Origin of the sequence: Kribbella monticola (assembly GCF_003261635.1) — a bacterium.
Lineage (GTDB): Bacteria > Actinomycetota > Actinomycetes > Propionibacteriales > Kribbellaceae > Kribbella > Kribbella monticola.
This window is the reverse complement of the sequence record NZ_QFXK01000030.1, coordinates 416052-438801: the sequence shown is the minus strand read 5'-3', so window position 1 is coordinate 438801 and position 22750 is coordinate 416052. Positions and strand designations below refer to the sequence as shown.

The window sequence follows — 22750 nt, the reverse complement described above, 5'->3', positions numbered from 1 at the left end:
GCCCATGGCACCGTCACTCATGTCCGCCGGCCGAGCGCTCGAGCAGCTCAGCGGCCAGGTCGCGATGTCGCACCGGTACGTGATCGACATCGACGCGTCCAACTACCAGCTGGGCGGCTGGTCGAAGGCCGCCGGGCTCGGGGTCAGCTGGCAGAAGTACAGCTACCGCGGCGGCGACGCGACCCACGACACCTTGGTCCCGGGCAACGTCAGCTACCCGAACGTCAGTCTCTCCCGGGCGGTCGGCCGGGACTCCGCCAAGGTGCAGGCGTGGCTGGTCAGCGTCACCCGCGACCGTCGGTCGTTGAGTGGTGCGATCCATCTGGTCGACTTCCTCGGCTCGCCGGTGGTGACCTGGCGGCTGAACGAGTTCTTCCCGATCGGCTGGCGGCTGACCGAGTTCGACTCGGCCGGCTCCCGGCCGGCGATCGAGACACTCGAGCTCTGCCACACCGGGTTCCTGCCGGCCGAGGGGCGGGCGAAATGACGACGATCGGGTTCCAGCAGCTCGCCAATCCGGTGCAGGCACTACGGTCCGGCGACACCGGGGCAAGGAACGTGCACGCGACCGACCCGCAGTACGGCATGACGATGTGGTTCAGCGTCCTGGTGCCGGGCCTGGACTCGGTCAGCACCTCGCTCGGCTACTGGTCAGGTTGTTCGGGACTGGGCGTTGAGCTCACCCCGGAGGGACCGGTCGCCGAGGGTGGCAACCACGGCACCCAGCGGTACCTGCCCGGCGAGATCAAGTACACCAAGGTGACGCTCGAGCGGGCGATGACGGCGGAGGGCAGCGCGAAGGTGCAGCGGTGGCTGGAGGCACAGGTGGCCGGCTGGGCGCAGGGCTGGCCCGCCGGACCCCAGCGCCCGGTCGTCATCGAGTTGCGCAGCGGTCTGGGCCGGCAGGACCGGGTGATCCACAAATGGGTTCTCAACGACGCGATACCGACCTCCTGGACCGTTCCGCCGTTCTCGACCGGCAGTGGTGGCGGCATCGCGATCGAGAAGCTCACGTTCGTCCACAGCGGCTTCCTCAAGGCGGCCGAGCCGGTGCCGGGCAGTCAGCTGGAGCTGCACGAATGGGGAAACCGGACCGACCGGCTCACCTTCTTCGCGAACCCCTCGAAGATCGGCATCGAAAAGTCGCGGGTGGCCGACACCAAACGCGCGTCGGTCGACTCGCACACGGTCGTGGTGGACCCGAACGCCCTGAAGGTCGAACTCCCCGAGCTCCGGCTCGAAGGCTGCGAGGCGATTGCCCGGGCGGTGCCGCTGCTGAAGAAGTGGCTCCAGCTCAAGCCCTCCTCCGCGGCGTCGGCCGGCAAGGCGCCGGCGGCACCGGACGACGATCCGAAGGACTGCGATCTCTGTAACCGAAAGTTGCCGTCGGCATCGGATGGCAAGGCGGCCGGATCGCCGTGGGTGCTCGCACTGGGCTGGGGCCAGGCGGGAATCGCGTTGCCCGGCGCGGTGCTGCTGAAGCAGTTCAACCTCCAGTACACCAGGTTCACCCCGGCCGGTGAACCGAGCCGGGCGACCGTCAAGCTCACCTTGCAGGAGTGCGAGCAGAAGACGCTGGTCGGTGCCCACCGTGAGAAGAGCGTGCACCGGTGACGCTGACGATCGGGACCGAGCCGGACCAGGCGGTGACCGCGGCCGTGTACGTCGGAACGGCTCAGCGGCCGCTGGCCGACGAGCTGGCCGAATCGATCGTCCGGGTGGTGGTCGATCTGAGTTTGCGATTGCCGGGGATGTTCGAGATCGTCTTCGACGACCGGGGCCTGAGTGACCGGCTGACGGCGGCGCTGGCGATCGGGACCGAGGTGGGCATCGCGGCCGCCTCGCCGCTACGGATCGGGGATCCGCGCCTGCTGATCACCGGGGAGGTGACGGCGCTGGAGGCGGAGTACGGCGAGGCCGCGTCGATCGTCGTCCGCGGCTACACCCACGAGCACCGGCTGCAGCGCGCCCGGCGTACCAGGACATTCGTCAACTCTTCCGACGCCGACATCGCGAAGAAGATTGCTTTGGGCAACAAGCTGACGATCGGCGAGATCACCCCGACCCGGGCGGTGCACGAACATGTCGGTCAGGTGAACCAGACCGACTGGGAGTTCCTGGTCGCCAGGGCGGCCGCGATCGGGTTCGAGACCGGTGTCGAGCACGGCCGGTTCTTCTTCCGTGCGTGGGCAGGCAACGGCCGGCCGGTGTCGCTGATGCTGTTGTCCAACCTGCTGTCCTTCGCGCCGCGGGTCACCGCCGGCAACCTTGCCGGTGAGGCCGAGGTCCGCGTCTGGGATCCGCTGACCGCGAAAGTGGTGAGTGAGCGGGTGGAGGTGACGCCCGGCGCGACCGCGATCGGTTCCCGGCTCACGACCGCGGTGACAGCGGTGGCTCCGGCCCCGACCGGTACGCCGTCCGGTACCGCGGGCGACCGGTGGGGTCCGAAGCCGTCGGAACGGGCAACTGTGGTGCCGGATCGACCGGTCTCCATCGGCACGGCGATCGGTGCGTCCGTCCGGGATCGTGCGGACGCGTTGGCGGACCGGATGGCGGACACCTTCGCGGAGGCGGTCGGCGAGAGCATCGGCGATCCCTGGTTGTCGGTCGGGCGGTTGGTGGAGGTCAGCGGTGTCGCGGCACCCTTCGCCGGCCGATGGCTGTTGACGCGGGTCCGGCACGAGGTGGCGTACGGGCGCTATCGCACGGGATTCGAGGTCAGTGGCCAGCAGGATCGCAGCCTGCTCGGGCTGGTCGCCGCGACGCCGGTCCCCGACCGCCGGATCCCGGGTGTGGTCTGCGGCATCGTCACCAACACCAACGATCCGCTCGCCAAGGGCCGGGTCAAGGTCGTGCTGCCTTGGCTGTCACCCGACTACGAGACCGGCTGGGCCTGCGTGATCCAGCCCGGTGCGGGACAGACGAGCGGCACGGTGTTCCTACCTGAACCGGATGACGAGGTGCTGGTCGGCTTCGAGTACGGCGACCTGCAGCGCCCGTACGTCCTCGGCGGCATCGTCAACAACCACAGCAGGTACACGCTGGGCGCTCAACCTGTGCAAGCCAACGGAAACAGCGCGGCCGTGCACTGGCGAGGTGTCGTCGCGCCGTCCGGCAACCGCTTGGCCTTCCACGACGACGTACCGGCGCCTGGTCGGGTCGACCAGGCGGAGATCCTGCTTGGCAGTGGCGACGGCAATCTCACCCTGCAGATCGACCAGGTCGGTGGGGTGGTCGCGCTGCGGTGCCTGCCGGGCCAGGCGACCAAGCCTGGTGAGAAGGGCCGCTTGACGATCGAGTGCGGGCCCGGCGGCGCGATCGAGGTGAAGGCGGGCGCCGGCGGCTCGGTCACCATCGACGGCGGCGCGGAGCTCAATCTCAAAGCGCAGAAGGTGAAGCTGGACGGCGCGCTGGTCAGCGTCAACGGCACCGGGCCGGTCCAGCTCAAGGGCAAACCGATCCAGCTCAACTGAACTCGAGGACACAGCGATTCAGCTCGACCGAGCTCGACAGGACCGCGATCAGGTCGACTGAACGGCCGACGAAGGAGAGGCGATGAGCGCAGAGGCGGTGGCAGGTTTGCGGTACCCGGTCGATTGCGCCGGACGCGGCGACTTCACCGTCGTCCGTGGCGCGGAGAAGTTGGAGCAGGGGATGCGGTTGATCCTGCAGACCTACCCGGGCGAACGGGTGATGCGGCCCGACTTCGGCAGCCGGTTGCGGGACTTTCTCTTCGAGGCGGCGACGCCGGCGACCAGGGTGTTACTCGCCCGTGAGGTCGAGCGCGCGATCTCGGCCTGGGAGCCACGGGTCGAAGTGCTCGGGGTCGACGTCAGCACGGACGACGGCGTAGACGGTCTACTGCACATCGCGATCGGCTACCGCGTTCGCGGTACGGCGACCTCGCGCGAACTCGTCGTGGACTTCGGGACCGATCGCTACCAGCCCGAGGGAGGTCAGAGCTGATGGCGCTGCCCGCTCCCGGTCTCGACGACCGGCGGTATCCGGAGCTGGTCGAGGACGCCGTCCGGCTGGTCCGGCAGGCGTGTCCCGAGTGGACCGACGAGAATCCGGCCGACGTGGGGATCGCGTTGATCGAGGCGTATGCCTATCTCACCGACCAGCTCTTCGGCCGGCTGAACCAGGTGCCGGACCGGCTGCAGCTCAAGTTCCTCGACCTGATCGGCCTGCGGATGGTGCCGCCGACACCCGCGCGCGCTCCGATCACGTTCTGGCTGGCGACTCCGGCCCGGTCCGCCTTGACCGTTGCCAAGGGCACCGAGACGGCGACGGTCCGGTCCGGCGCCGAGGCGCCGATCGTGTTCGCGACCGGTGCGGACCTGGTGATCCCGGCGGTCGCGGCTACCACATTGATCACCAGGACAGAGGAGGAGCCGGACGGTACGGAGTACGAGCCGGGCGGGCCTCCGTTCGGAGCGTTCGCCGTGCCGCCGCAGCCAGGCGATGAGTTGCTGATCGGGTTGGACGTCGCCGCGCCGTCCGTCGCCGTGCGGCTCGACTACGCCGGGCAGACCGAAGGGCTCGGCATCGATCCGCGCCGCCCACCATTGGTCTGGGAGGCGTGGACCGGGACCGGCTGGACGGAGTGCGAGCTGGACCGCGACGACACCGGCGGACTGAACAGATCGGGTTCGCTGGTCCTGCATCTGCCGGCGAACCACCAGACCAGCATCGTCGACGGCCGCCTGGCCGGCTGGATCCGGGCGCGCGTGATCGAGGCCGAGGACGGGCAGCCGGCGTACACGGCCACGCCGCAAGTCCGCCGGCTCGACGCTTGCAGCGTGGGCGGCACGGTCGAATCGGTGCACGCGGAACTGGTCTTCGACGAAATCCTGGGTGAGTCGGCGGGAGTGCCTGGGCAGGTGTACGCCGTACGGTCGGCGCCAGTGCTCGGCGGCCTGGGCTCGCCGGTGGTGGAAACCAGCTCCGAGGAGGGCTGGCAGGAGTGGAGCGAGGTCGACGACTTCGCCGCCAGCGGTCCGGACCAGCGGCATTTCCGGTTGGACGCGGTCACCGGCGAGGTCGCCTTCGGGCCGGTCGTCCGGCTGCCGGATGGTTGCCTGAAGCAACATGGCGCCGTGCCGGCCAAGGACGCGACGGTACGGATCCGCGGCTATGCGACCGGGGGCGGCCTGCGCGGCAATGTGCCACGCGGTGCCGTGGCCGAGCTGAGGTCGTCCATTCCCAGTGTGTCGGTGGTGGAGAACCGGCACGCGGCGCACGGTGGTACGGACGGCGAGAGCCTGGCCGAGGCCCGGGACCGGGCGCCGATCCTGCTCCGGACGCGGACCCGTGCGGTCACGGCCGAGGACTACGAGGCGCTGGCGCGGGAGGCCGTGCCGGAGGCCGCGCGGATCAGGTGCATCACGGCCGACGGGGAGCAGGTTCCGGCCGGCACGGTCAAGGTGCTGGTGGTGCCGGCGGCCGCACAGCGCGACGGGGTGATCAGCTTCGCGGATCTGGTGCCGTCGCCGGAGTTGATGGAGCGACTGGCCGAACGGCTGGAGAACGTGCGGTTGATCGGTACCCGGGTCTCGGTGGAGCCACCGCGCTATCGCGGCGTCACGGTGGTGGCGCGATTGATCGCCCGGCCACGGGTCGATCGGGCCCGGGTACGCCGGGACGCCGTCGCGGCCCTGCACGGCTTCCTCAATCCGCTCCCCGGCGGCGGATTGGATGGGCGCGGCTGGGAGTTCGGGCGCGCGGTGCGGTCAGGCGACGTGTACGGCGTACTGCAGGCAGTGCAAGGAGTCGAGGTCGTCGAGGACATCCGGTTGTTCAGTGCGAATCCGGTCACGGGCGAGCGGGGGAGTGAGCAGCAGCGGATCGAGCTCGAGCGCAACAGTCTGGTGTTCTCGTTCGAGCACCTGGTCAGGGTGGAGGAGAACTGATGCTGGTCTGCGGCGAGTGTGGACACCACAACGGGTCCCGCGACACCTTCTGCGGTTCGTGCGGCGAGTTCCTCGAATGGAACGCCCACGCGATCCAGTCCGAGCCCTCACCCGAGCCGGCCGAGGAGCCGGAACCCCTCCCGCAGCGACGAGGCTTCCTGGCCCGCCTCAACCGAGCCGCCGCCGAACTCGTCGGCGGTACCGCAATCCCCGACCCCGGCACCCCCAAGCCGTCCACCGCCGCCGGCGCCCCTGCACGCCCGCCCACCCCAGGCGCGCCGCCCCCACCCACCCCAGGCGCACCAGCCCTACCAACCACCGCCCCCCGCGCAGTCCCACCGCCTCCGCCGGGTGCACCCCGCGCAGTCCCACCGCCTCCGCCTCCACCTCCGCTGCCCGCTGCTACGGGAGCTGTTCCGCCGCCTCTGCCTCCGCGGCTCGGCGCTGCCGGAGCGGCCCCATCGCCTCCACCTCCGCCGCCCGCTGCTACGGGAGCTGTTCCGCCGCCTCCACCTCCGCGGCTCGGCGCTGCCGGAGTGGTCCCGCCGCGTCTACCTTCGCCCGGTGTCGCCCGAGCGGTCCCGCCGCCTTCACCTCAGCCGCCCGCTGCTGCGGGAGCGGTCCTGCCTGCGGCACCGCCGGAGCCCGCGGCCATCACGCGTGGAGTCCAGCTTCCGCCGCCGGCCGCTCAGGTCGTGTCGCCGGTTCCGACGACGCCGACTGGGCCTGAGGTTTCTGAGGGGAACGCGGCCGCGGTGAAACTGGTGGTACCTGTGGAGGACGAGCCGACGGCGGTGGTGCCGCAGGCAACCAAGGAGCGTCCCGCGCCGGTACGACGGTCGGCGCCGGTGAACCGGCCGAAGCCCGGTGAACTGATCTGCGGCGAGTGCGGTGAGGGAAACGTCCCGTCGAGGAAATTCTGCCGCCGGTGCGGGCACACGCTGGCCGAGGCAGAAGTGTCCAGGCTGCCCTGGTGGCGGCGATTGCGCCTACGCCGGCGACCGCGGGTGCTGGCCGCCGGATCAAGGCCCAAGCGCCCAAGCGACGGCAACGGCCGCCGCGCCCTTCAGTCGACAGCGCGGCGGATCAAGGCGACCCTCGGAGCCGCCGTGCTGGTCTTCGGGCTGCTGGCCGGCTTCTATCCGCCCTTGCGCACGCTCGTCAGCCAGCAGGTCGGGCACGTCAAGCAGAAGGTGGCAGGTGTCGCCGAAAACGCCCTGACACCGATCCGTCCGGTCTCCGTGCAGGGTCCGCGGACCACGGCCGCCGACCATCCGCCCAAGGCCGCGTTCGACACCTTCAAGAACACCTCGTGGACGGCACCCTGGGAGGAGAACAAGGCGCCGACCCTCGCCGTCCAACTCGATCATCCGGTGGCTCTGCGCAAGGTCATCGTGACGAACGGGGACGCCAGGAACTTCGCGGCGTACATTCGTCCGGCCGTACTGAAGTTCACCTACTCGAACGAGAAGTCCGACGTCGTCCAGCTCACCGATACCGCCGGTCCACAACAAGTTGCCCTGCGCAACGCTGTGGGTGTCAGCAGTCTGAAGGTCAGCGTGGTCAACGTCTATCCGGCTGAGGGTGCGAAACTCCTCGCGCTGTCGGAGATCGAACTGTTCGGCATCGGATGAGGTGGCGCCGATGAGTCCCGACCAACTCCGTTCGCCGTACCCGCTGGGAGAACTCCTACCGGCAGTACTGCAGGAGGACGAGTTGCTGATGCGGTTCACCGCCGGGATCGATCACCTGCTCGCCCCCGCGATCGCCGCGCTGGACTGCATCGCAGCGTACGTCGATCCGTTGCTGGCGCCCCCGGATTATCTCGGCTGGCTGGCCGGCTGGGTCGGAGTCGACCTCGACGAGGCGTGGCCGGTCGAGCAGCAACGGGCCGCAGTCGGCGGCGCGGTCGCCTTGCATCGCAGTCGTGGGACCAGTGCCGGCCTGCGGGAACAGCTCGAGTCGGCCTCCGGGGGCGAGGTGGAGATCGCCGACAGCGGCGGTGTCACCTGGTCACTGGAGCCGAGCGACGAGCGATCCGAGGAGATCGCCGCCGAACTCGTCGTCGTGGTCCGCGGCGGCAGGCTGAGCCAGAGTGCGATCGAGCAACTCGTCGACGCGGCCAAGCCGGCGTACGTCGTCCACCGGGTGCAGGTCGTCTGAGCTGGAGCACCCGGGACGAGTCAGCCGCGGGTGAGGTGGAAGTCAGCGGCGTGAGGTGAAGCCTGGGGGTTGGTAGCTGCCGGGGACGATCAGGAGCGGGGTCTGGGCACGGATGGAGGTGCCGCCGGCGGTCGCTACAACGGGAGAGGTGCCGGCGCTCGTTTGCGGGAAGACGAGGAGTGGGATGGTGAACGTGCCCTCGGCTGTCGTCTGCAGGTTCAGGAAGGTGCGGCTGCCTGGAGTCGCCAGAGCCACTGTCACCGGGTGGTTCGGTGGGAAGTCGCGGCCGCTGATCTGGACGACGCGATTCAGTCGTACTACGGCGGGGTTGACCACCAGGACGGGTTGGATTCCCTGGCTGTGCAGGGAAATCAGCTTGTCGTACTGCGGATCTGTGGTGCCGATTCGCAGGACGCCGTTGCGCGGTCCCGCGTTCTGCGGAGTGGTGGAGAGGTCGATCGAGCAGGTTTCGCCAGGATCCAGGGTCGTCGAGGCGCAGGTGGTGCGACGAACCGTGAAGTCGCCGAGCGTAAGAAGTCTGCCCTCGAGCAGCTTGATCGAGGTCACGGCGATCGGAACCGTGGCGGCGTTGCGGACGATGATCGTGCGTGCACTGCTTTCGACCAGGCTTCGTTGTGGCGTGGTGAAGGTGACGGGATCGGGTGTGATGACCAGTGCTCCGGTGGGCTGCGGCGGTTGTCCGGGCTCGGCCGGGACAGCTTCGGCGGTCAGCGGGGTCTCGCTGAACGTCCCGCCGGAAAGAGAGATACGCAGTACGGCCTGGAGGTTGCCGGTTGCGGTCGGAGCGAACGAGATCTCGACGGCGCAGGTGTCGGTCTCGTGCAGGATCGCGGCCGCACAGGTTCCGGCGCCGGTCAGTTTGAAGTCGTCGGCGTTCGGGCCGGTGATACTCAACCCTTGGACGGGAAGCGGCCCGAAGCCAGTGTGCTCGAGTACCACCGTCCGGGCCGTTGTGTTGCCTAAGGCAACAGTGCCGAAGGTGGGTGGCGCACTGGTCAGGCCAGGGTGGAACTCGCGGGCGAAGGCGGCTCCGGCACAACATGGCTCCGGCTGGACGTCGTCGCCTGCCGAGGTGAAGGTGACGACCAGCCCGTCGGCCGACAAGCCGGGAGATGCGCTCGGCCCGGCGGCTGGGCACGCAAGCGACTCGGCCGCGTCTTCACAGTGGGCAGCGGGGGAGCCGAGCTCGCCCGGCAGGCGCGGCAGGCCGTTCTTCTCGCGCTCGTTGTCCAGAGTGAGGTCTCGCAAGACGATCGCCATACGACCGGTGCCCTGCTGGTCGGCATGCATGCCGTCGGCCGAGCTGGCGAAGGCGATGTATCGGCCGTCGGCCGACAGCGCCGGACTCAGGCCCTCCTGCGGTTGTCCTGTCACAGCGCGGGAAGCGACGGAAGTCAGTACCGGCAGGCCGTCGGCCGGGCCGAGACGGCCGGTAGCGGCCGGGTCGCGATCGACCACGACCGTGACAGTGGGGCCTTCCGGCCGGGGGAGTTGTTCGAAGGCGATCAGTCGGCCAGAGCCGGAGACGACCGGATGGCTGCCCAGGCCGGAGTAGCCGCCGTCGGTGGTGAAGTCGACTCGGCTGCTCAGACTCGTCGACAAGTCGTAGACCTGAACGCTCGCGACCGGGCCGTCCGGCTCGTTGGGAGCGCAGAGTTCGCAACACGTGCCCTGGCAGAGGTTTGCCGTGAAGACCACGTGCTGTCCGTCAGCTGACAGCTTGGCCGCTTGCTGGGTGCCGACAGCGTTGTCGATGTCCTGCAACGGGCGACGGAAGAGGGCCGGATCAGGTGCCAGGGGGCGACCCTGAGCGTCCTTGTGCAGTTGAGTGATCACCACGCCGGCGGATGACGATCCGGCCGCGCGTTCGGTCCAGGCGACGGTGGTGGCGTCGGCCGACAGGCTGGGAGCCGTACCCTCGGGAGCCAGTTCGTCTTCGGGCGGCGTGCTCAGGTAGCGGAATCCGAAGTCCATCGTGCCGTCGGGCCGGCGCTCGTCGAAGAGGCCGTCGCCATCGGGATCCCGGTCGCACAGGACCACATGCACGCCGTACGCCGGGAAGCTGTCCGGCAGGTTTGTGGCGCTGCTCTGGAAGGCGATGTAGCGGCCGTCGGCGGAGATCGACGGGGCGGCGCTGTCGCGATTGCCGCCGTCTTCCACGGCCGTCGCAGACCGGTCGGCCGGGGCAGCGGGCCGGCGGATCGGGACGGAGTTGCCTCTGGTGGCCGTCAGGTACGTCGTGAGTGGCGCGCGACTGACTTGGACGGTCCGGTTCTGGCGCCGGTCCCGGACATAGACGTTCTGCACGCCGGGCGGGCTCGCGAGGACGGTCGGATCGAGAGTCGCGGCCGACTGGAACGCGACATACCGGCCGGTGCCGGAGATCGCCGGGGAACCGGCCGCCGATGCAGCGGACTGTGCGCCACCGTCCGGGACAGAGATCGCCTGCGTGTCTGCGCGCGAGACCGCGACAGAGGTGGGGAGGCCGGCAGACGTGGTGCGACCGGTGGACGCGCCAGCGTACGTCGTGCCGGCCGAAGTCTCGCCAGCAGACGTGGTGCCGGCGGAAGTGTGGCCGGCAGACGTGGTGCGCGCAGACGTGCTGCCGGTGGAAGTCTCGCCGGTGGTCGGGCGGGTGAATGCTGCGCTAAGTGGTGGGGTGCCGGTGCCGGTGGCGGGGGTGGTTGTTGCTAAGGGCAATGATGCGGCGACGGTCAGGGCGACCAGCCGGCGTAGGTTGTGGCTCATCGGGACCCCCTGGTCGGCTGGTTCGATCCTAGGGCCGGGCAGGCGGTCGCCGGTGCCCGATCGCGGGAGCCAAGGGGATGGCTGGATTGCCTTATCAGGCAGGAATCGTGTCGCGTCCGGTTAGCCCCGTGCCGCTGCCTGGCCGGTGCCGCGCCAGGGCACGCTGAGCGGCATGGCAGCCACCGTTTCCTTGTCGAGTGAGTTCCTCGAGGTCGTCCCGGGCGAGACCGGCCGGTGCGAGCTGGCGATCACCAACACCGGCCGGCTGGTCGACCAGTTCACGTTCTCGCTCGTCGGTGACGCGGCGGAGTGGGTGACGATCGAGCCGCCGGTGGTCAATCTGATGCCGGCTGCCAGTGCGACCGCCGCGGTCGTCTTCAAACCGCCGAGGTCGGCTGAGGTCACCGCCGGGCGGCACCCCTTCGGCGTACGGGTCGGTTCGCGGGAGGAGCCGGCTGCCTCGGTGGTGGAGGAAGGGGCGGTCGAGGTCGCCGCCTTCCAGCAGGTGGTCGCCGAACTGGTGCCGGCCAAACGGAGAGCCAAACGCCGTGCGAAGTTCCGGCTGGCCGTGGACAACCTCGGCAACACCCCGACACCGGTCGAGATCACCTTGCACGACCCTGAGGACGAGCTGCGGCTCGAGACCGATCAGCCGCTGGTCACGACAGCGCCCGGTACGGCGACGATCGTCAAGGTCCGGGCGATCCCGCATCGTCGGTTCCTGCGCGGCCAGCCGCGATCGTTGCCTTTCCAGGTTGTCGCCACGGGCGGACCTGAACCCGTCGAGCTCAACGGCGTGGTTCAGCAGGAGCAGCTGATACCGAAGTGGTTGCTGCCTGCCCTTGTCGCTTGCGCTGTGCTGGTGGTCGCGGCGATCGGTGCCTGGTATGCGTTGCTCAAGCCTGCGGTGGTGTCGACTGCGACTGAGCAGACTCAGCAGCAGGTCGCCAAGGCGGAGACTGCCGCTTCCAAAGCGACCGCCGCGGCTCAGCAGGCCGGCGCTGCTGCGACCGTTGCGCGGCAGGCGGCCGGTCTTGAGTCGAGCCCGACGCCGGGACCGAAGCCGTCCTCCGCCGCCGCGAGCAAGCCGGCGGCGAAGCCGAGCCCGACACCGGCGCCCGGCAAAGCATCCGGTACGCCGGCGCCGAACGGACCGGTCAGCTTCCGCATCGCCACCAGCGCCAAGGTCGTGACGGACGGGTCGTTCACCGACTTCAAGTACACGGCACCGGACCGGCGCAGCAAGGTCGACATCGCGGATCTGGTGTTGCAGAACCCGCGCGGTGACAACGGCATCCTGCGGATCGCGATCGGTACGGACATCGTCTTGGAGACCGGCCTGGCGAACTTCCGGGACCTCGACTACCACTACCTCGAACCGCTGCACGCGAACCCCGGTCAACCGGTCGTGGTCTCGGTGAACTGCACGACACCCGGGACCGGATCGGACCACTGCACCCCGTCGGTGTCGTTCTCGGGCAAGCTGTCGTGAAACAGTGTCTCTGCGACGAGAACGCTGTGTCAGTTCTCAGATCAGGCCTTCGCGGAGGGCGTAGGCGACCGCGTGGGAGCGGTTGCGGAGCTGGTAGCGGGTGGTCACGCCGTGCAGGACGTTCTTCACGGTGCGCGGCGAGTACGCCAACTGGCCGGCGATCTCGTCGGTGTCGAGCCCTTCCGCGACCAGTTTGAGGATCGCGGTCTCGCGCGGTGAGAGGCCGGCGAGCCGCAGGCCGCGCGGGGTCAGGACGTCGTTCTGGACGTGGGAGACCTGGCGCAGCAGCCGGGTCAGCAGGTCGGGTGGGAGTTCGGCCTCGCCGACGGCGGCGCGCTTGACCAGGTCGGCCAGTTTCGCGGGGGTGACATCGGCGCGGCGGATGAGCGAGCAGACGCCCGCCTCGATCACCGCGATCAGATCGCTGTCGTTGAGGTTCGCCACGACGAGGATCAGCTTGTCCAGCCCGCGCCGGCGGAGCTCGCCGAGCCGGTCGAGCGTGGGCCCGTCGGGTGTCTCGGCAGCGACCACGGCGACCACGGCGTCGTCGAGCTGGTCCTCCTGGACGACCCGGAGATCGGGCTGGAACCGCAGCTGACTCTCGATCCCCGACCGGGAGATCGGATCGGACGAATACGCGTAAACCGGCCAACGAACACTCATTGGTGCCTCCCTGGTGTGCGGTAGCACCACGATGCGCGTTCGGGCGATCACAGTCCCTAGGGCTGCTCCCTAGGGCATCCCCAGGCCCGGCTCGCCACCCGGGTGAACACCCCAGGGCGCAGCTCGCGACCGGGGTGGGCACCGCAGGGCCCGGCTCGATATCCGGGTGGGCACCCCCGACCGACTGTTCGGCCCGGCCGATCCGGACACTAGCTGCGTGACTCGGTGTCCGGCTCGGTATGACGAAGTGCTCGGGATGTGGGTTGTCGATGATCCGGGCGAGGTTCGAGGGGTGCTGCTGGATCCGGAGCGGTTTCGGCCGGACAACGCGGTGGTGGCGCATACCGCGTTGAGCGTGAAGGCGTTGCGGGTGTTGCAGGGGGTTGGGTTCGCGTTGCCGCCGACGTTGGCCAACAACGCGGGGGCGTCGCACCGGCCGATTCGGGCGGCGGTGGCGCGGTTCTTTAGCCCGGCTCGGGTTGCTGCGGTGGAGCCGTTGACTCGTCGGCTGGTGAGTGAGCGAATTGCCGTTGCGACGGGGTTGTTGGCCAAGGGGCCGGTGGATCTGGTCGAGGTGGTGGCCGCGGAGCCGCCGGCGCTGGTGTTGCTGGAGATGCTCGGGGTGCGCGACGTCGACGTACCGGCGTTGAAGGCGTGGGGGCGGGAATCCCTGGAGTTGTTCTGGGGGTGGCCGGACGAGGATCGGCAGCTTGAGCTTGCGCACAGTGCGGCCGAGTTCTACGCGTGGTTGCGGAAGCGGGTGACGGCGGCACGCGTGCAGCCTGCTGACGATCTGTTCGGGGTGCTGGTCGGACTCGGGTTGAGCGACGAGGAGGTGTGCGCGGTTGCGTACTTCCTGTTGATCGCCGGCCAGGAGACGACGACTCAGCTGATCTCGGCGGCCTTCCATCGGGCGGTCGGCTCGGTGATCGGGGACGTGGCGGAGCTGGTCGAGCTCGTACTGCGTGAGTCGTCCTCGGTCCCGACTTGGCGACGGGTCACCGCTGAGCCGGTTGCGCTCGGGGACGTCGAGCTGCCTGCTGGTGCGCCGGTGCTGCTCGGATTGTCGGGGCACGGCGGTCCGGCCGATCTGGCCTTCGGGCTCGGGATTCATCGCTGCCTCGGGGCAGGTCTTGCCCGGCTCGAGACCCGGGTGGCGCTGGAATGCGCCGGGCCGCTGCTGGCCGCAGTACGGGCTGTCGAGGCGGAGCCGCCGATGATCGAGCTGTTGTCGTTCCGGGCTCCGGCGCGCGTGCTGGTCGCTCAGCGGTCGCCGGGGGACACCAGGCCGGTTTCGTAGGCGAGGACGACGGCCTGGGCTCGGTCGCGGAGGGTGAGCTTGGCGAAGATCCGCGCGACGTGGGTCTTGACCGTCGCCTCGCTCAGCGTCAGCTCGGTGGCGAGCTCGGCGTTCGACAGCCCATGGCCCATCAGGGTGAGGACCTCGAGTTCGCGTGGCGTCAGGGCGGCGAGGTCGCGATGGATCGCGGGCTGGGTCGGTGCGGGCGTGGCGAACCGCTCCACCAGTCGCCGCGTGATCGAGGGAGCCAGCAGGGCGTCGCCAGTGGTGACCAGCCGGACCGCCGCCGCCAGGTGCTCAGGGGTGACGTCCTTCAGCAGGAACCCGCTGGCTCCGGCCGCCAAGGCGGCGTACACGTAGCGATCCAGATCGAAGGTGGTGAGGATCAGGACCCGGCAGCCCGTCTGCTCGGCCAGGATGCGGCGGGTCGCCTCCAGGCCGTCCATCGTCGGCATCCGGATGTCCATGAGTACGACGTCCGGCCCCAGCCGGCGAACCGCCTCGACGGCCTCGGCACCGTCGGCCGCCTCGCCGACGACCTCGATGCCGTGCGCGGTCAGGATCATCCGGAACCCGGTCCGCACCAGGGCCTGGTCATCGGCGATGACGACCCGGAGGGCGGTCGTCACAGGCGCTCCAGCGGGATCTTCGCGCGGACCCGGAACCCGCCACCCAACCGGCGCCGCGCATCCAGATCGCCGCCGTACACGGCCACCCGCTGCCGCAACCCCACCAGCCCGCGTCCCTCGCCACCGGCGACCGGTGAACGCCCACCGGTCAGGATGCTCGGCCCGGTGTTCAGGATCTCGACCCGCAACGCGTGGTCGGCGTATCGCACCGTCACCTCCGCCTTCACCCCGTCGCCATGCCTGAGTGCGTTGGTCAGCGCCTCCTGGATGATCCGGTACGCCGTGACGTCGACTCCGGCCGGAAGTGGCCTCGGCTCACCCGAGATCCGCACCTCCACCGGCAATCCGGCGAAGGCGATCCGGTCGATCAGCGGACTGAGCCGGCTCAGGCTCGGCTGTGGAGACAGCCGATCGTCTTCTTGACCATCGGACGGCGGTGCGAGCAGACCGAGTAGATGCCGCAGCTCGGCCATCGTGTCGCGCCCGGCCGCCTCGACCGCGAGCAGCGCTGCCTCGGCTTCAGCCGGCTCGGTCGCCAGCACGTGCCGCGCGGCCCCGGCCTGGATCACCATCACGCTCACGTTGTGGCTGACGATGTCGTGCAGATCGTGGGCGATCCGGGCCCGCTCGGCGTCGACCGCGGTCTGCGCTGCGCTCTCCCGTTCGCGCTCGAGCAACCATCCGCGCTCCTCCAACGCGCGAGCGTGCGCCCGCCGCGCCCGGACCAGGGCCACCGCGAGCGCCCCGGCGGCCAGGCAGGCCAGCACAGCGACGAGCAGCCAGATCGTGGTCACGAGAACCACTCTCCCAAAGGCGCTTCGGATTCGGCATCATCCGCTGGGGGCACGCCGTACATCTGCGGGATGACCGGGCGCGGACAGTACGCCGGCAGGCTGACGTCCAGCGTGCGCCGGCGGTTCTAGCGTGAGCGCATGACGGATGACGAAGGCAACGGGCAGGCGGTTGTACGGCTCACCGCAGTACGCAAGGAGTACGGCGACTCTGTCGCACTGGACGGGGTATCGCTGGAGATTCGCGCCGGCGAGGCCGTTGCGGTGATGGGACCGTCGGGCAGCGGCAAGTCCACGCTGCTCAGCATGGTCGCCGGACTGGACCGGCCGACCTCAGGGTCCGTCATGGTGCACGGCGACGACCTGGGCAGGCTGGACGAGAAGGGCCTGGCGCTGTACCGGCGCCGGCGGATCGGCATGATCTTCCAATTCTTCAACCTGTTGGACGATCTGTCCGCCCTCGACAACGTCGCACTGGCCGCGCAGCTGACCGGTAGGTCGGCCTCGGCTGCCCGGAAGCGTGCCGAGGAACTTTTCGAGGAACTCGGCATCGCCGACCGCCGGAACATCTACCCAGCCCAACTGAGTGGCGGCGAACGGCAACGCGTTGCCGTCGCCCGGGCGCTGATGAACCGCCCAGCCGTGCTGCTGGCCGACGAGCCGACCGGTGCACTGGACACGCGCGCCGGCGAACAGGTGATGGATCTCCTGCTGGACCTCAACCAGATCGGCCAGACGCTGCTCCTGGTGACCCATGACCAACAACTCGCGACGCGCTGCGCCAGCCGCGTCATCGAGTTCGTCGACGGGCAGATCGCGGGCGAGCGCAGCCTGGAGCGTACGTCGTGAGCGCCGTGTGGCCGGTGTCGCGAGCAGCGGTCCGACGGCGCCGGATGCAGACCTTGATCATCGGAGTGGTCGTGATGCTGTCCACCTCGATGATCGTCGTGGCGCTGGGACTGCTGGCGGCGTCGAGTGGTCCCTTCGACCAGGCGTACGCGAGGCAGAGCGGTGCACACTTGGTCGCGTCGTACGACCGGACCAAGGTCAGCGACGCCCAGCTCACCGAGTCGGCTCGTACTGCGGCCGCCGTGGCGGGACCGTTCGGCCAGGCGACCCTCGACATGGACACCGGTGGACCAGAGACGTCTCTGGTGGTGGTGGGACGCGCGGACGCCGGCGGGACGGTCGACCGGCTCAACGTGTGGAAGGGACGCTGGGCAACCAAGCCGGGCGAGATCGTGATGAACCGGAACCCGACCGACTCCAGCGGGCGTGGTGCGCCGACGTTGGGTGGGACGCTCACCCTGGCCCGCAGCCACCGGATGACCATCGTCGGGTTCGCCTACAGCGTGAGCGGATCGGCCGACGCCTGGGTCGCGCCGGCGCAGATGACGTCGTTGGAGCCGACGTCGACGCAGATGCTGTACCGCTTCGCCCAGGCCGCGACCAACGAGCAGGTGTCGGCTGGTCAGTCGGCGGTGACCTCCGGTCTGCCGTCCGGCGCACTGGTGGGCACCCAGTCCTACCTTGCGCTGCGAGCACTCGCCACCGGCGAACCGAACACCTTCGTGCCGTTCTTGATGGTGTTCGGCTGGCTCGGGTTGGCGGTCGCCGTACTGATCGTGGCGAACGTGGTCAGCGGTGCTGTGGTCGCCGGCTTCAAGCACATCGGCGTACTCAAGGCGCTCGGGTTCACCCCTACCCAGGTGATGACGGTCTATCTGGCGATGGTGTCCATCCCGGCGTTCGCCGGCTGCGCGATCGGCACGGTCCTGGGCAATGTGCTCGCAGAGTCGTTGCTGACGAGGGCCTTCGAGAACTACGGCGCGGGTGGTGTCGGCGTAGCGGTCTGGGTGGACGTGGCCGCGCTGCTCGGCGTACCTGCCCTGGTCGCGCTGTCCGCTCTGGTCCCTGCGCTTCGAGCGCGGAGTCTGTCGGCGGCTGAGGCGATCAGTGCGGGTAGTGCGCCGCGAGCCGGCCGCGGGCTGCGGGCCCAGCGCTGGCTGAGTGGCACTCGGTTGCCGCGGGCGGTGAGCCTCGGGTTCGGGCTTCCGTTCGCCCGGCCGGCGCGTACGGCGTTGACGCTGGCGGCCGTCGTACTCGGGGCCACCAGCGTGACGCTGGCGGTGGGGCTCGGGAAGTCGTTGACCTCTTATCAGACTGCTGCGAGCCGGGTCGGTGCTGTCGACGTGACGATGTTCGGAGGTCTCAAGGGGAGCGGTCCGCCACCACCTGGTGAGGTGGCGCCACCGGTCGCCAAGCTGACTGACGCGCAGGACGAGGCGTTGCTGCGGTCGACTCCGGGCGCTTCGGCGGTGATCGCGAGTGCGGAGCTGCCGATGCGGCTGGCTGGGACGAACACGGACCTGCGGGTGTCCTTCTATCGCGGGGACTTCGAGCAGCTCGGCTATCGGATGCTCAGCGGGCGATGGTTCGACGGGCCAGGGCAGGTAGTCGTGTCCGAGCGGTTCCTTCGCCAGCACGGGCTGGCGATCGGCGACACGATCACCCTGCAGTCGGAGGGCAAGAACGTTCAGGCACGGATCGTCGGGAAGGCGCTCTACAACTCGGGTGAGGAGGTGCTGTCGAACTGGCAGACGCTGGCGTTGGTTGCACCGGACTTGCGAGCGTCGCTGTACGAGATCAAGGTGAAGCCCGGCACGGACCTGGACAGCTATGTCAAGGCCGTGCAGGCCGGGGACTCAGGGTTGGAGGAGACTTCGGGTCAGGAATCGGGCAGCTTCGTTGCGATCGTCCTGGCGACCGTCGTCCTGCTGACCCTGATGCTGGGGACCGTGGCCGCGCTCGGCGTCTTCAACACAGTCGTCCTCAACACCCGCGAACGCCGCCGCGACCTCGGCATGCTCAAGTCGATCGGCATGACCCCCGCCCAGGTCGTCGTGATGGTGGTGACGTCCATGGCCGCGCTGGGCGCGATCGGTGGCCTCCTGGGCATCCCACTCGGCATCATCGCCCACCGCCTGGTCGTCCCCGCCATGGCCAACGGCGCCCAGGTGGCGATCCCCGACTTCATGCTGCAGGTCTACCCCGCCCCGCTGCTCGCCCTGCTGGTCCTCGCCGGTATCGCGATCTCCGCCCTCGGAGCCTTCGTCCCGGCCCGGTCCGCCGCCCACACCACCATCGCCGAAGTCCTCCACAACGAATGAGCGATTACAGCCTTGCTGACCTGCACCGATACGCTTTGCGGGTGAGTGAGCATGAGCTGGTTCTGGTCGTCGACTTCGGGGCGCAGTACGCGCAGTTGATCGCGCGACGCGTGCGCGAGGCCAAGGTGTACTCCGAGATCGTGCCGCACTCGATGCCGGTCGAGGAGATGCTGGCCCGGAGTCCGAAGGCGATCATCCTGTCCGGCGGGCCGCAGTCGGTGTACGCCGAGGGTGCGCCGCGGGTCGACTCGGCGCTGTTCGAGGCGGGGGTGCCGGCGTTCGGGATCTGCTACGGGTTCCAGGCGATGGCGCAGACGCTGGGCGGCGACGTACGCCGTACGGGACTGCGCGAGTTCGGGCGCACCCCGGTCACGGTGAGCGAGGCCGGCGCGCTGCTCGCGGGGATCCCCGCCGATCTGAACGTGTGGATGTCGCACGGGGACGCTGTGCACGCACCGCCGGTCGGATTCTCCGTACTGGCTGCGTCTTCAGGTGCGCCGGTCGCGGCGTTCGAGAACCTGGACAGCAAGCTGGCCGGTGTGCAGTGGCACCCGGAGGTGCTGCACTCGCAGGCTGGGCAGGCGGTGCTGGAGCACTTCCTGTACGACATCGCTGGTTGCAGCGGCGACTGGACGACCACCAATGTCGTCGAGGAGCAGGTGGAGCTGATCCGGCAGCAGGTCGGCGACAAGCAGGTGCTGTGCGCGCTGTCAGGTGGTGTGGATTCGGCCGTCGCCGCAGCTCTGGTGAGCAAGGCGATCGGCGACCAGCTGACTTGTGTGTATGTGGACCACGGGTTGCAGCGCTCGGGTGAGTCGGACCAGATCGAGAAGGACTTCGTCGCTGCTACCGGCACGCGGCTGGAAGTCGTGGATGCCGAGGATCAGTTCCTGGGCGCTCTGGCCGGGGTGACCGATCCGGAGCAGAAGCGGAAGATCGTCGGGCGCGAGTTCATCCGGACCTTTGAGGCGACCGCGCGGAAGCTGGACGCTGATCGGCACATCGAGTTCTTGGTGCAGGGGACGCTCTACCCGGATGTTGTGGAGTCCGGTGGCGGGACCGGTACAGCGAACATCAAGTCGCATCACAATGTTGGTGGGCTGCCTGATGACCTCCAGTTCTCGCTGATCGAGCCGTTGCGGACGCTGTTCAAGGACGAGGTGCGGGAGCTGGGGATCGCGCTGGGGCTACCCGAGACGCTGGTTTACCGGCACCCGTTCCCGGGGCCTGGGTTGTCGATCCGGATCATCGGTGAGGTGACCAAGGAGCGGCTGGAGATTCTGCGGGCGGCCGATCTCATCGCCCGGACCGAGTTGACCGCGGCTGGGCTGGATCGCGATATCTGGCAGTTCCCGGTGGTGCTGTTGGCTGACGTTCGGTCCGTTGGTGTGCAGGGGGATGGTCGGACCTACGGTCATCCCGTCGTACTCCGGCCGGTGACCAGCGAAGACGCGATGACGGCCGACTGGGCGCGCCTGCCGTACGAAGTACTCGAGAAGATCTCCACCCGCATCACCAACGAGGTCGACGAGATCAACCGGGTAACCGTCGACATCACCAGCAAGCCGCCGGGCACGATCGAGTGGGAGTAGGTCGTACGGCGTAGAAGCCCGCCCACCCGTCGCGAGCTCCTACGTCGCCCGTCTCCACCCACCCCGGACGCTGGCTCCTTCGTCGCAGCTGAATACGCCCGCCCGGTCGCGGCCTCCTACGTCGGCCGTCTCCACCCACCCCGGGACGCTGGCTCCTGCGTCGCAGCTGGAGACGGAGGGCCGCCCGGTCGCGGCCTCCTACGTCGGCCGCCTCCACCCACCCCGAACACCGGCTCCTCCGTCGCCGGTTGGAACGGCGGTGGGTGCTGGCGTTGTCGAGGTGGTGTGGGTTAGCGCGCCCGTTGCCCTCGGCTCCTGCGTCGCCGCTCACCGGCCCCGGGCACCGGCTCCTGCGTTGCCGGTTGGAACGGCGGTGGGTGCTGGCGATGTCGAGGTGGTGTGGGTTAGCGCGCCCGTTGCCCTCGGCTCCTGCGTCGCCGGTTGAAACGGCGGGTGGGTGCCGAGCCTCGTCGAGGCTGAGGTGGTTGACGCGCCGGGTTGTATCGACTCCTGCGACGCCTCGCCTTCACCAAGCTGGACACTTGGTGCGGCTCGCCTGGTCTTCACCAGCTGGACAGCGGCTCCTGGATCGCCGGCTCACCGGCCCCGGGCACCGGTTCCTGCGTTGCCAGCTCACCGCCCCGGGGCACCGGGTCCTGCATGCCGGTTGGAAGGGTGGTGGGTGCCCGGGCGTTGTCGAGGCTGGTGTGGGTTGGCGGGCCGCTTGGTGCTGGCTCTTGTGTCGCCTCGCCTCCGCCACGCTGGGCACCGGCTGCGGCGTTGCCTCGCCTCCGCCACGCTGTGCAGTGGGTCCTCCTCGATCCTTCCACCTCTGCGCCGGTTACTGCATCGGGCCGTAGGAGTCAGAGGTGGAGTGTGACGGTGGCTGTGGTGCCGTCTCGGTAGGTGACCTGGACGGAGGTGCCCTTCGCGCCGCCGGTCAGGTCGTTGCCGGGGAGCCAGAGGGCGAACTGGCCGCCGGAGACGGTGGCGTTGACTTTTCCGCGGGTGGGGCTGGTGTAGGTGACCGCGGTGACGTCTGAGCCGGCGGCACCGGCAGCGACCGAGAGTTCGTTTCCGTCGATCGAGCCCGTACCGAGGACGAGGGGCGCGAGGCCGCGGTTGCTCGGTCGGTTGGCGGGAGGTGTCGAGCCGATGGCACCGAAGTACGAGCGGAAGAGGTGCTTCGAATCGTCGGTGATGCAGAGGGCCGAGAAGCCGTCGCGGCCCGCGAGGATCACCAAGGTCCAGGCGCCGCGTCGCTCGGAGATCGCGGTGCCGGCGGACTTCAGCTGGTCGGCGTACTCGTGACTTCCCGACTTCTGGTGGCTGCGGCAGGAGTTCGCCGCGTCGGCGCGCTTCGATGCCGACATACCTGAGGGCGAACTTGTCCAGCTCGCGAAGGCTTTGTCGCCGCCGAGCGCGGAGGGGAGTACCAGCGCGGCGACGGTGGCGGCGGCTGCCGCGCCCAGGGCGACAGAGACGGCGAGTCGTCGGCTCCGCCGGGGCCTCAGAGCAGGCAGCGCTGGGTCGGTCGCGAGGATGCGCTCGAGATCTGCGCGGGCGCGGGGGCTGTTCGGGTCGATCTCGCGGTCGGCGGGGTCGAGGGTTCGTAGTACGGGGAAATCGTCTGTGAGATTCATGAGGACTGCCTTTCGGTCACGCTCGCGGGGGCGAGCGCGGGTTCGGGGCGGTGGTCGAGGTGCGCGCGTAGTGCTCGTCGGGCGCGGCTGAGGCGCAGGCGGAACGCGACGGGCGAAATCCCGAGGACCACTGCGGCTTGAGGTGCGGTCAGCTCATCCAGTACTGCGAGGGCGAGCGCCTCCTGGTGGACTTCCGACAGCAGGTTCCACGCGGCCGCGAGATCGACTTGCTGAGCGACGAGATCGGCAGCACCATCAGTTGCGGTCGAGGCGGAAGTAGCCAGCCGTACTGCGAGCGCTCGGCGCCGGTCGGATCCGCGTCGGCTGTTCATGATCGTGTGCCGAGCAACCCCGAAGAGCCAGGCGCGAGCGTCGTCGGCCTGCTTGGGCAAATCATCCAACCGCCGCCACGCGACCAGGAACGCCTCGGCGACGACGTCCTCCGCGTGACTGTGATCGACCCGCCGCTGAGCAAATCGAACCAGGTCGGCATAGGTCGCCCGATAGAGCGCACTGAACCGAGCCTCCCGATCCGGAGCGCGTGAACTGTTGGTCATACCCCGAACCTGTCCACCACACCACCAAGTGTGTCGCCCACCCGGAAACGAGGCCGCGATCGGGAAATC

The 22750-nt window shown here is 69.2% G+C and carries 18 protein-coding genes; 12 read left to right on the top strand and 6 right to left on the bottom strand.

Annotated elements, in window-relative coordinates; all coding sequences use genetic code 11:
* Window positions 1-4 precede the first annotated feature (4 nt).
* From DIZ26_RS18425 to DIZ26_RS18395, 7 genes are all read left to right on the top strand, one after another.
* Window positions 5-487 carry a phage tail protein gene (locus DIZ26_RS18425; protein ID WP_112242947.1) on the top strand — a complete coding sequence of 161 codons (483 nt, stop codon included), beginning with the start codon at window positions 5-7 and terminating at the stop codon, window positions 485-487.
* Window positions 484-1614: a phage tail protein gene (locus DIZ26_RS18420; protein ID WP_112242945.1), complete on the top strand. Its 1131-nt coding sequence runs from the start codon at window positions 484-486 to the stop codon at window positions 1612-1614. The genes DIZ26_RS18425 and DIZ26_RS18420 overlap by 4 nt, the downstream gene beginning before the upstream one ends.
* Window positions 1611-3473, top strand: a complete 1863-nt coding sequence (locus tag DIZ26_RS18415) for a VgrG-related protein (RefSeq protein ID WP_112242943.1) — start codon at window positions 1611-1613, stop codon at window positions 3471-3473. The genes DIZ26_RS18420 and DIZ26_RS18415 overlap by 4 nt, the downstream gene beginning before the upstream one ends.
* Window positions 3474-3555: 82 nt before the next feature.
* Complete coding sequence (locus tag DIZ26_RS18410; RefSeq protein WP_112242941.1) at window positions 3556-3966, top strand: GPW/gp25 family protein; 411 nt, start codon at window positions 3556-3558, stop codon at window positions 3964-3966.
* Window positions 3966-5912, top strand: coding sequence for a putative baseplate assembly protein (locus DIZ26_RS18405; RefSeq protein ID WP_112242939.1), 1947 nt, complete (start codon window positions 3966-3968; stop codon window positions 5910-5912). The genes DIZ26_RS18410 and DIZ26_RS18405 overlap by 1 nt, the downstream gene beginning before the upstream one ends.
* Before the next feature lie 755 nt (window positions 5913-6667).
* Window positions 6668-7546, top strand: coding sequence for a zinc ribbon domain-containing protein (locus DIZ26_RS18400; protein WP_112242938.1), 879 nt, complete (start codon window positions 6668-6670; stop codon window positions 7544-7546).
* A 10-nt stretch (window positions 7547-7556) separates the two neighbouring features.
* Window positions 7557-8075, top strand: a complete 519-nt coding sequence (locus tag DIZ26_RS18395) for a phage tail protein (RefSeq protein ID WP_157979753.1) — start codon at window positions 7557-7559, stop codon at window positions 8073-8075.
* A 42-nt stretch (window positions 8076-8117) separates the two neighbouring features.
* Here the strand turns inward: DIZ26_RS18395 and DIZ26_RS18390 are convergent, their stop codons facing one another.
* Entirely contained in the window at window positions 8118-10844 is a 2727-nt protein-coding gene (locus DIZ26_RS18390) for a choice-of-anchor D domain-containing protein (RefSeq protein WP_112242935.1), read from the bottom strand.
* Window positions 10845-11016: 172 nt separating this feature from the next.
* Here DIZ26_RS18390 and DIZ26_RS18375 point away from each other — a divergent pair, with 172 nt between their 5' ends.
* Entirely contained in the window at window positions 11017-12336 is a 1320-nt protein-coding gene (locus DIZ26_RS18375) for a COG1470 family protein (protein WP_157979752.1), read from the top strand.
* A gap of 36 nt (window positions 12337-12372) precedes the next feature.
* Here DIZ26_RS18375 and DIZ26_RS18370 read toward each other — a convergent pair whose 3' ends face one another.
* Window positions 12373-12999: a helix-turn-helix transcriptional regulator gene (locus DIZ26_RS18370; protein ID WP_112242929.1), complete on the bottom strand. Its 627-nt coding sequence runs from the start codon at window positions 12997-12999 to the stop codon at window positions 12373-12375.
* A gap of 256 nt (window positions 13000-13255) precedes the next feature.
* Between DIZ26_RS18370 and DIZ26_RS18365 the strand changes: the two genes are divergently transcribed.
* A complete protein-coding gene (locus DIZ26_RS18365) occupies window positions 13256-14299 on the top strand; it encodes a cytochrome P450 family protein (RefSeq protein ID WP_112242927.1) in 1044 nt (347 codons plus the stop codon).
* On the opposite strand, the gene DIZ26_RS18360 is transcribed toward DIZ26_RS18365, so the two are convergent.
* A complete protein-coding gene (locus DIZ26_RS18360) occupies window positions 14263-14928 on the bottom strand; it encodes a response regulator (protein WP_112242925.1) in 666 nt (221 codons plus the stop codon). The genes DIZ26_RS18365 and DIZ26_RS18360 overlap by 37 nt on opposite strands.
* Window positions 14925-15722: a sensor histidine kinase gene (locus DIZ26_RS18355; RefSeq protein ID WP_232828429.1), complete on the bottom strand. Its 798-nt coding sequence runs from the start codon at window positions 15720-15722 to the stop codon at window positions 14925-14927. Before DIZ26_RS18355 ends, DIZ26_RS18360 begins: the two co-directional genes overlap by 4 nt.
* Before the next feature lie 138 nt (window positions 15723-15860).
* On the opposite strand from DIZ26_RS18355, the gene DIZ26_RS18350 reads away from it, so the two are divergent.
* From DIZ26_RS18350 to guaA, 3 genes are read left to right on the top strand one after another with little or no spacing between them, the layout of a single operon-like run.
* On the top strand, window positions 15861-16568 hold the full coding sequence (locus tag DIZ26_RS18350; protein ID WP_112242923.1) for an ABC transporter ATP-binding protein: 708 nt from the start codon (window positions 15861-15863) through the stop codon (window positions 16566-16568).
* A complete protein-coding gene (locus tag DIZ26_RS18345; RefSeq protein ID WP_112242921.1) occupies window positions 16565-18889 on the top strand; it encodes an ABC transporter permease in 2325 nt (774 codons plus the stop codon). Before DIZ26_RS18350 ends, DIZ26_RS18345 begins: the two co-directional genes overlap by 4 nt.
* Window positions 18886-20481, top strand: coding sequence for a glutamine-hydrolyzing GMP synthase (gene guaA, locus DIZ26_RS18340; RefSeq protein WP_198676151.1), 1596 nt, complete (start codon window positions 18886-18888; stop codon window positions 20479-20481). The genes DIZ26_RS18345 and guaA overlap by 4 nt, the downstream gene beginning before the upstream one ends.
* 863 nt (window positions 20482-21344) lie before the next feature.
* On the opposite strand, the gene DIZ26_RS18335 is transcribed toward guaA, so the two are convergent.
* Window positions 21345-22124, bottom strand: coding sequence for a hypothetical protein (locus DIZ26_RS18335; protein ID WP_112242915.1), 780 nt, complete (start codon window positions 22122-22124; stop codon window positions 21345-21347).
* On the bottom strand, window positions 22121-22681 hold the full coding sequence (locus tag DIZ26_RS18330) for an RNA polymerase sigma factor (RefSeq protein WP_112242913.1): 561 nt from the start codon (window positions 22679-22681) through the stop codon (window positions 22121-22123). Before DIZ26_RS18330 ends, DIZ26_RS18335 begins: the two co-directional genes overlap by 4 nt.
* Between the last annotated feature and the right edge of the window lie 69 nt (window positions 22682-22750).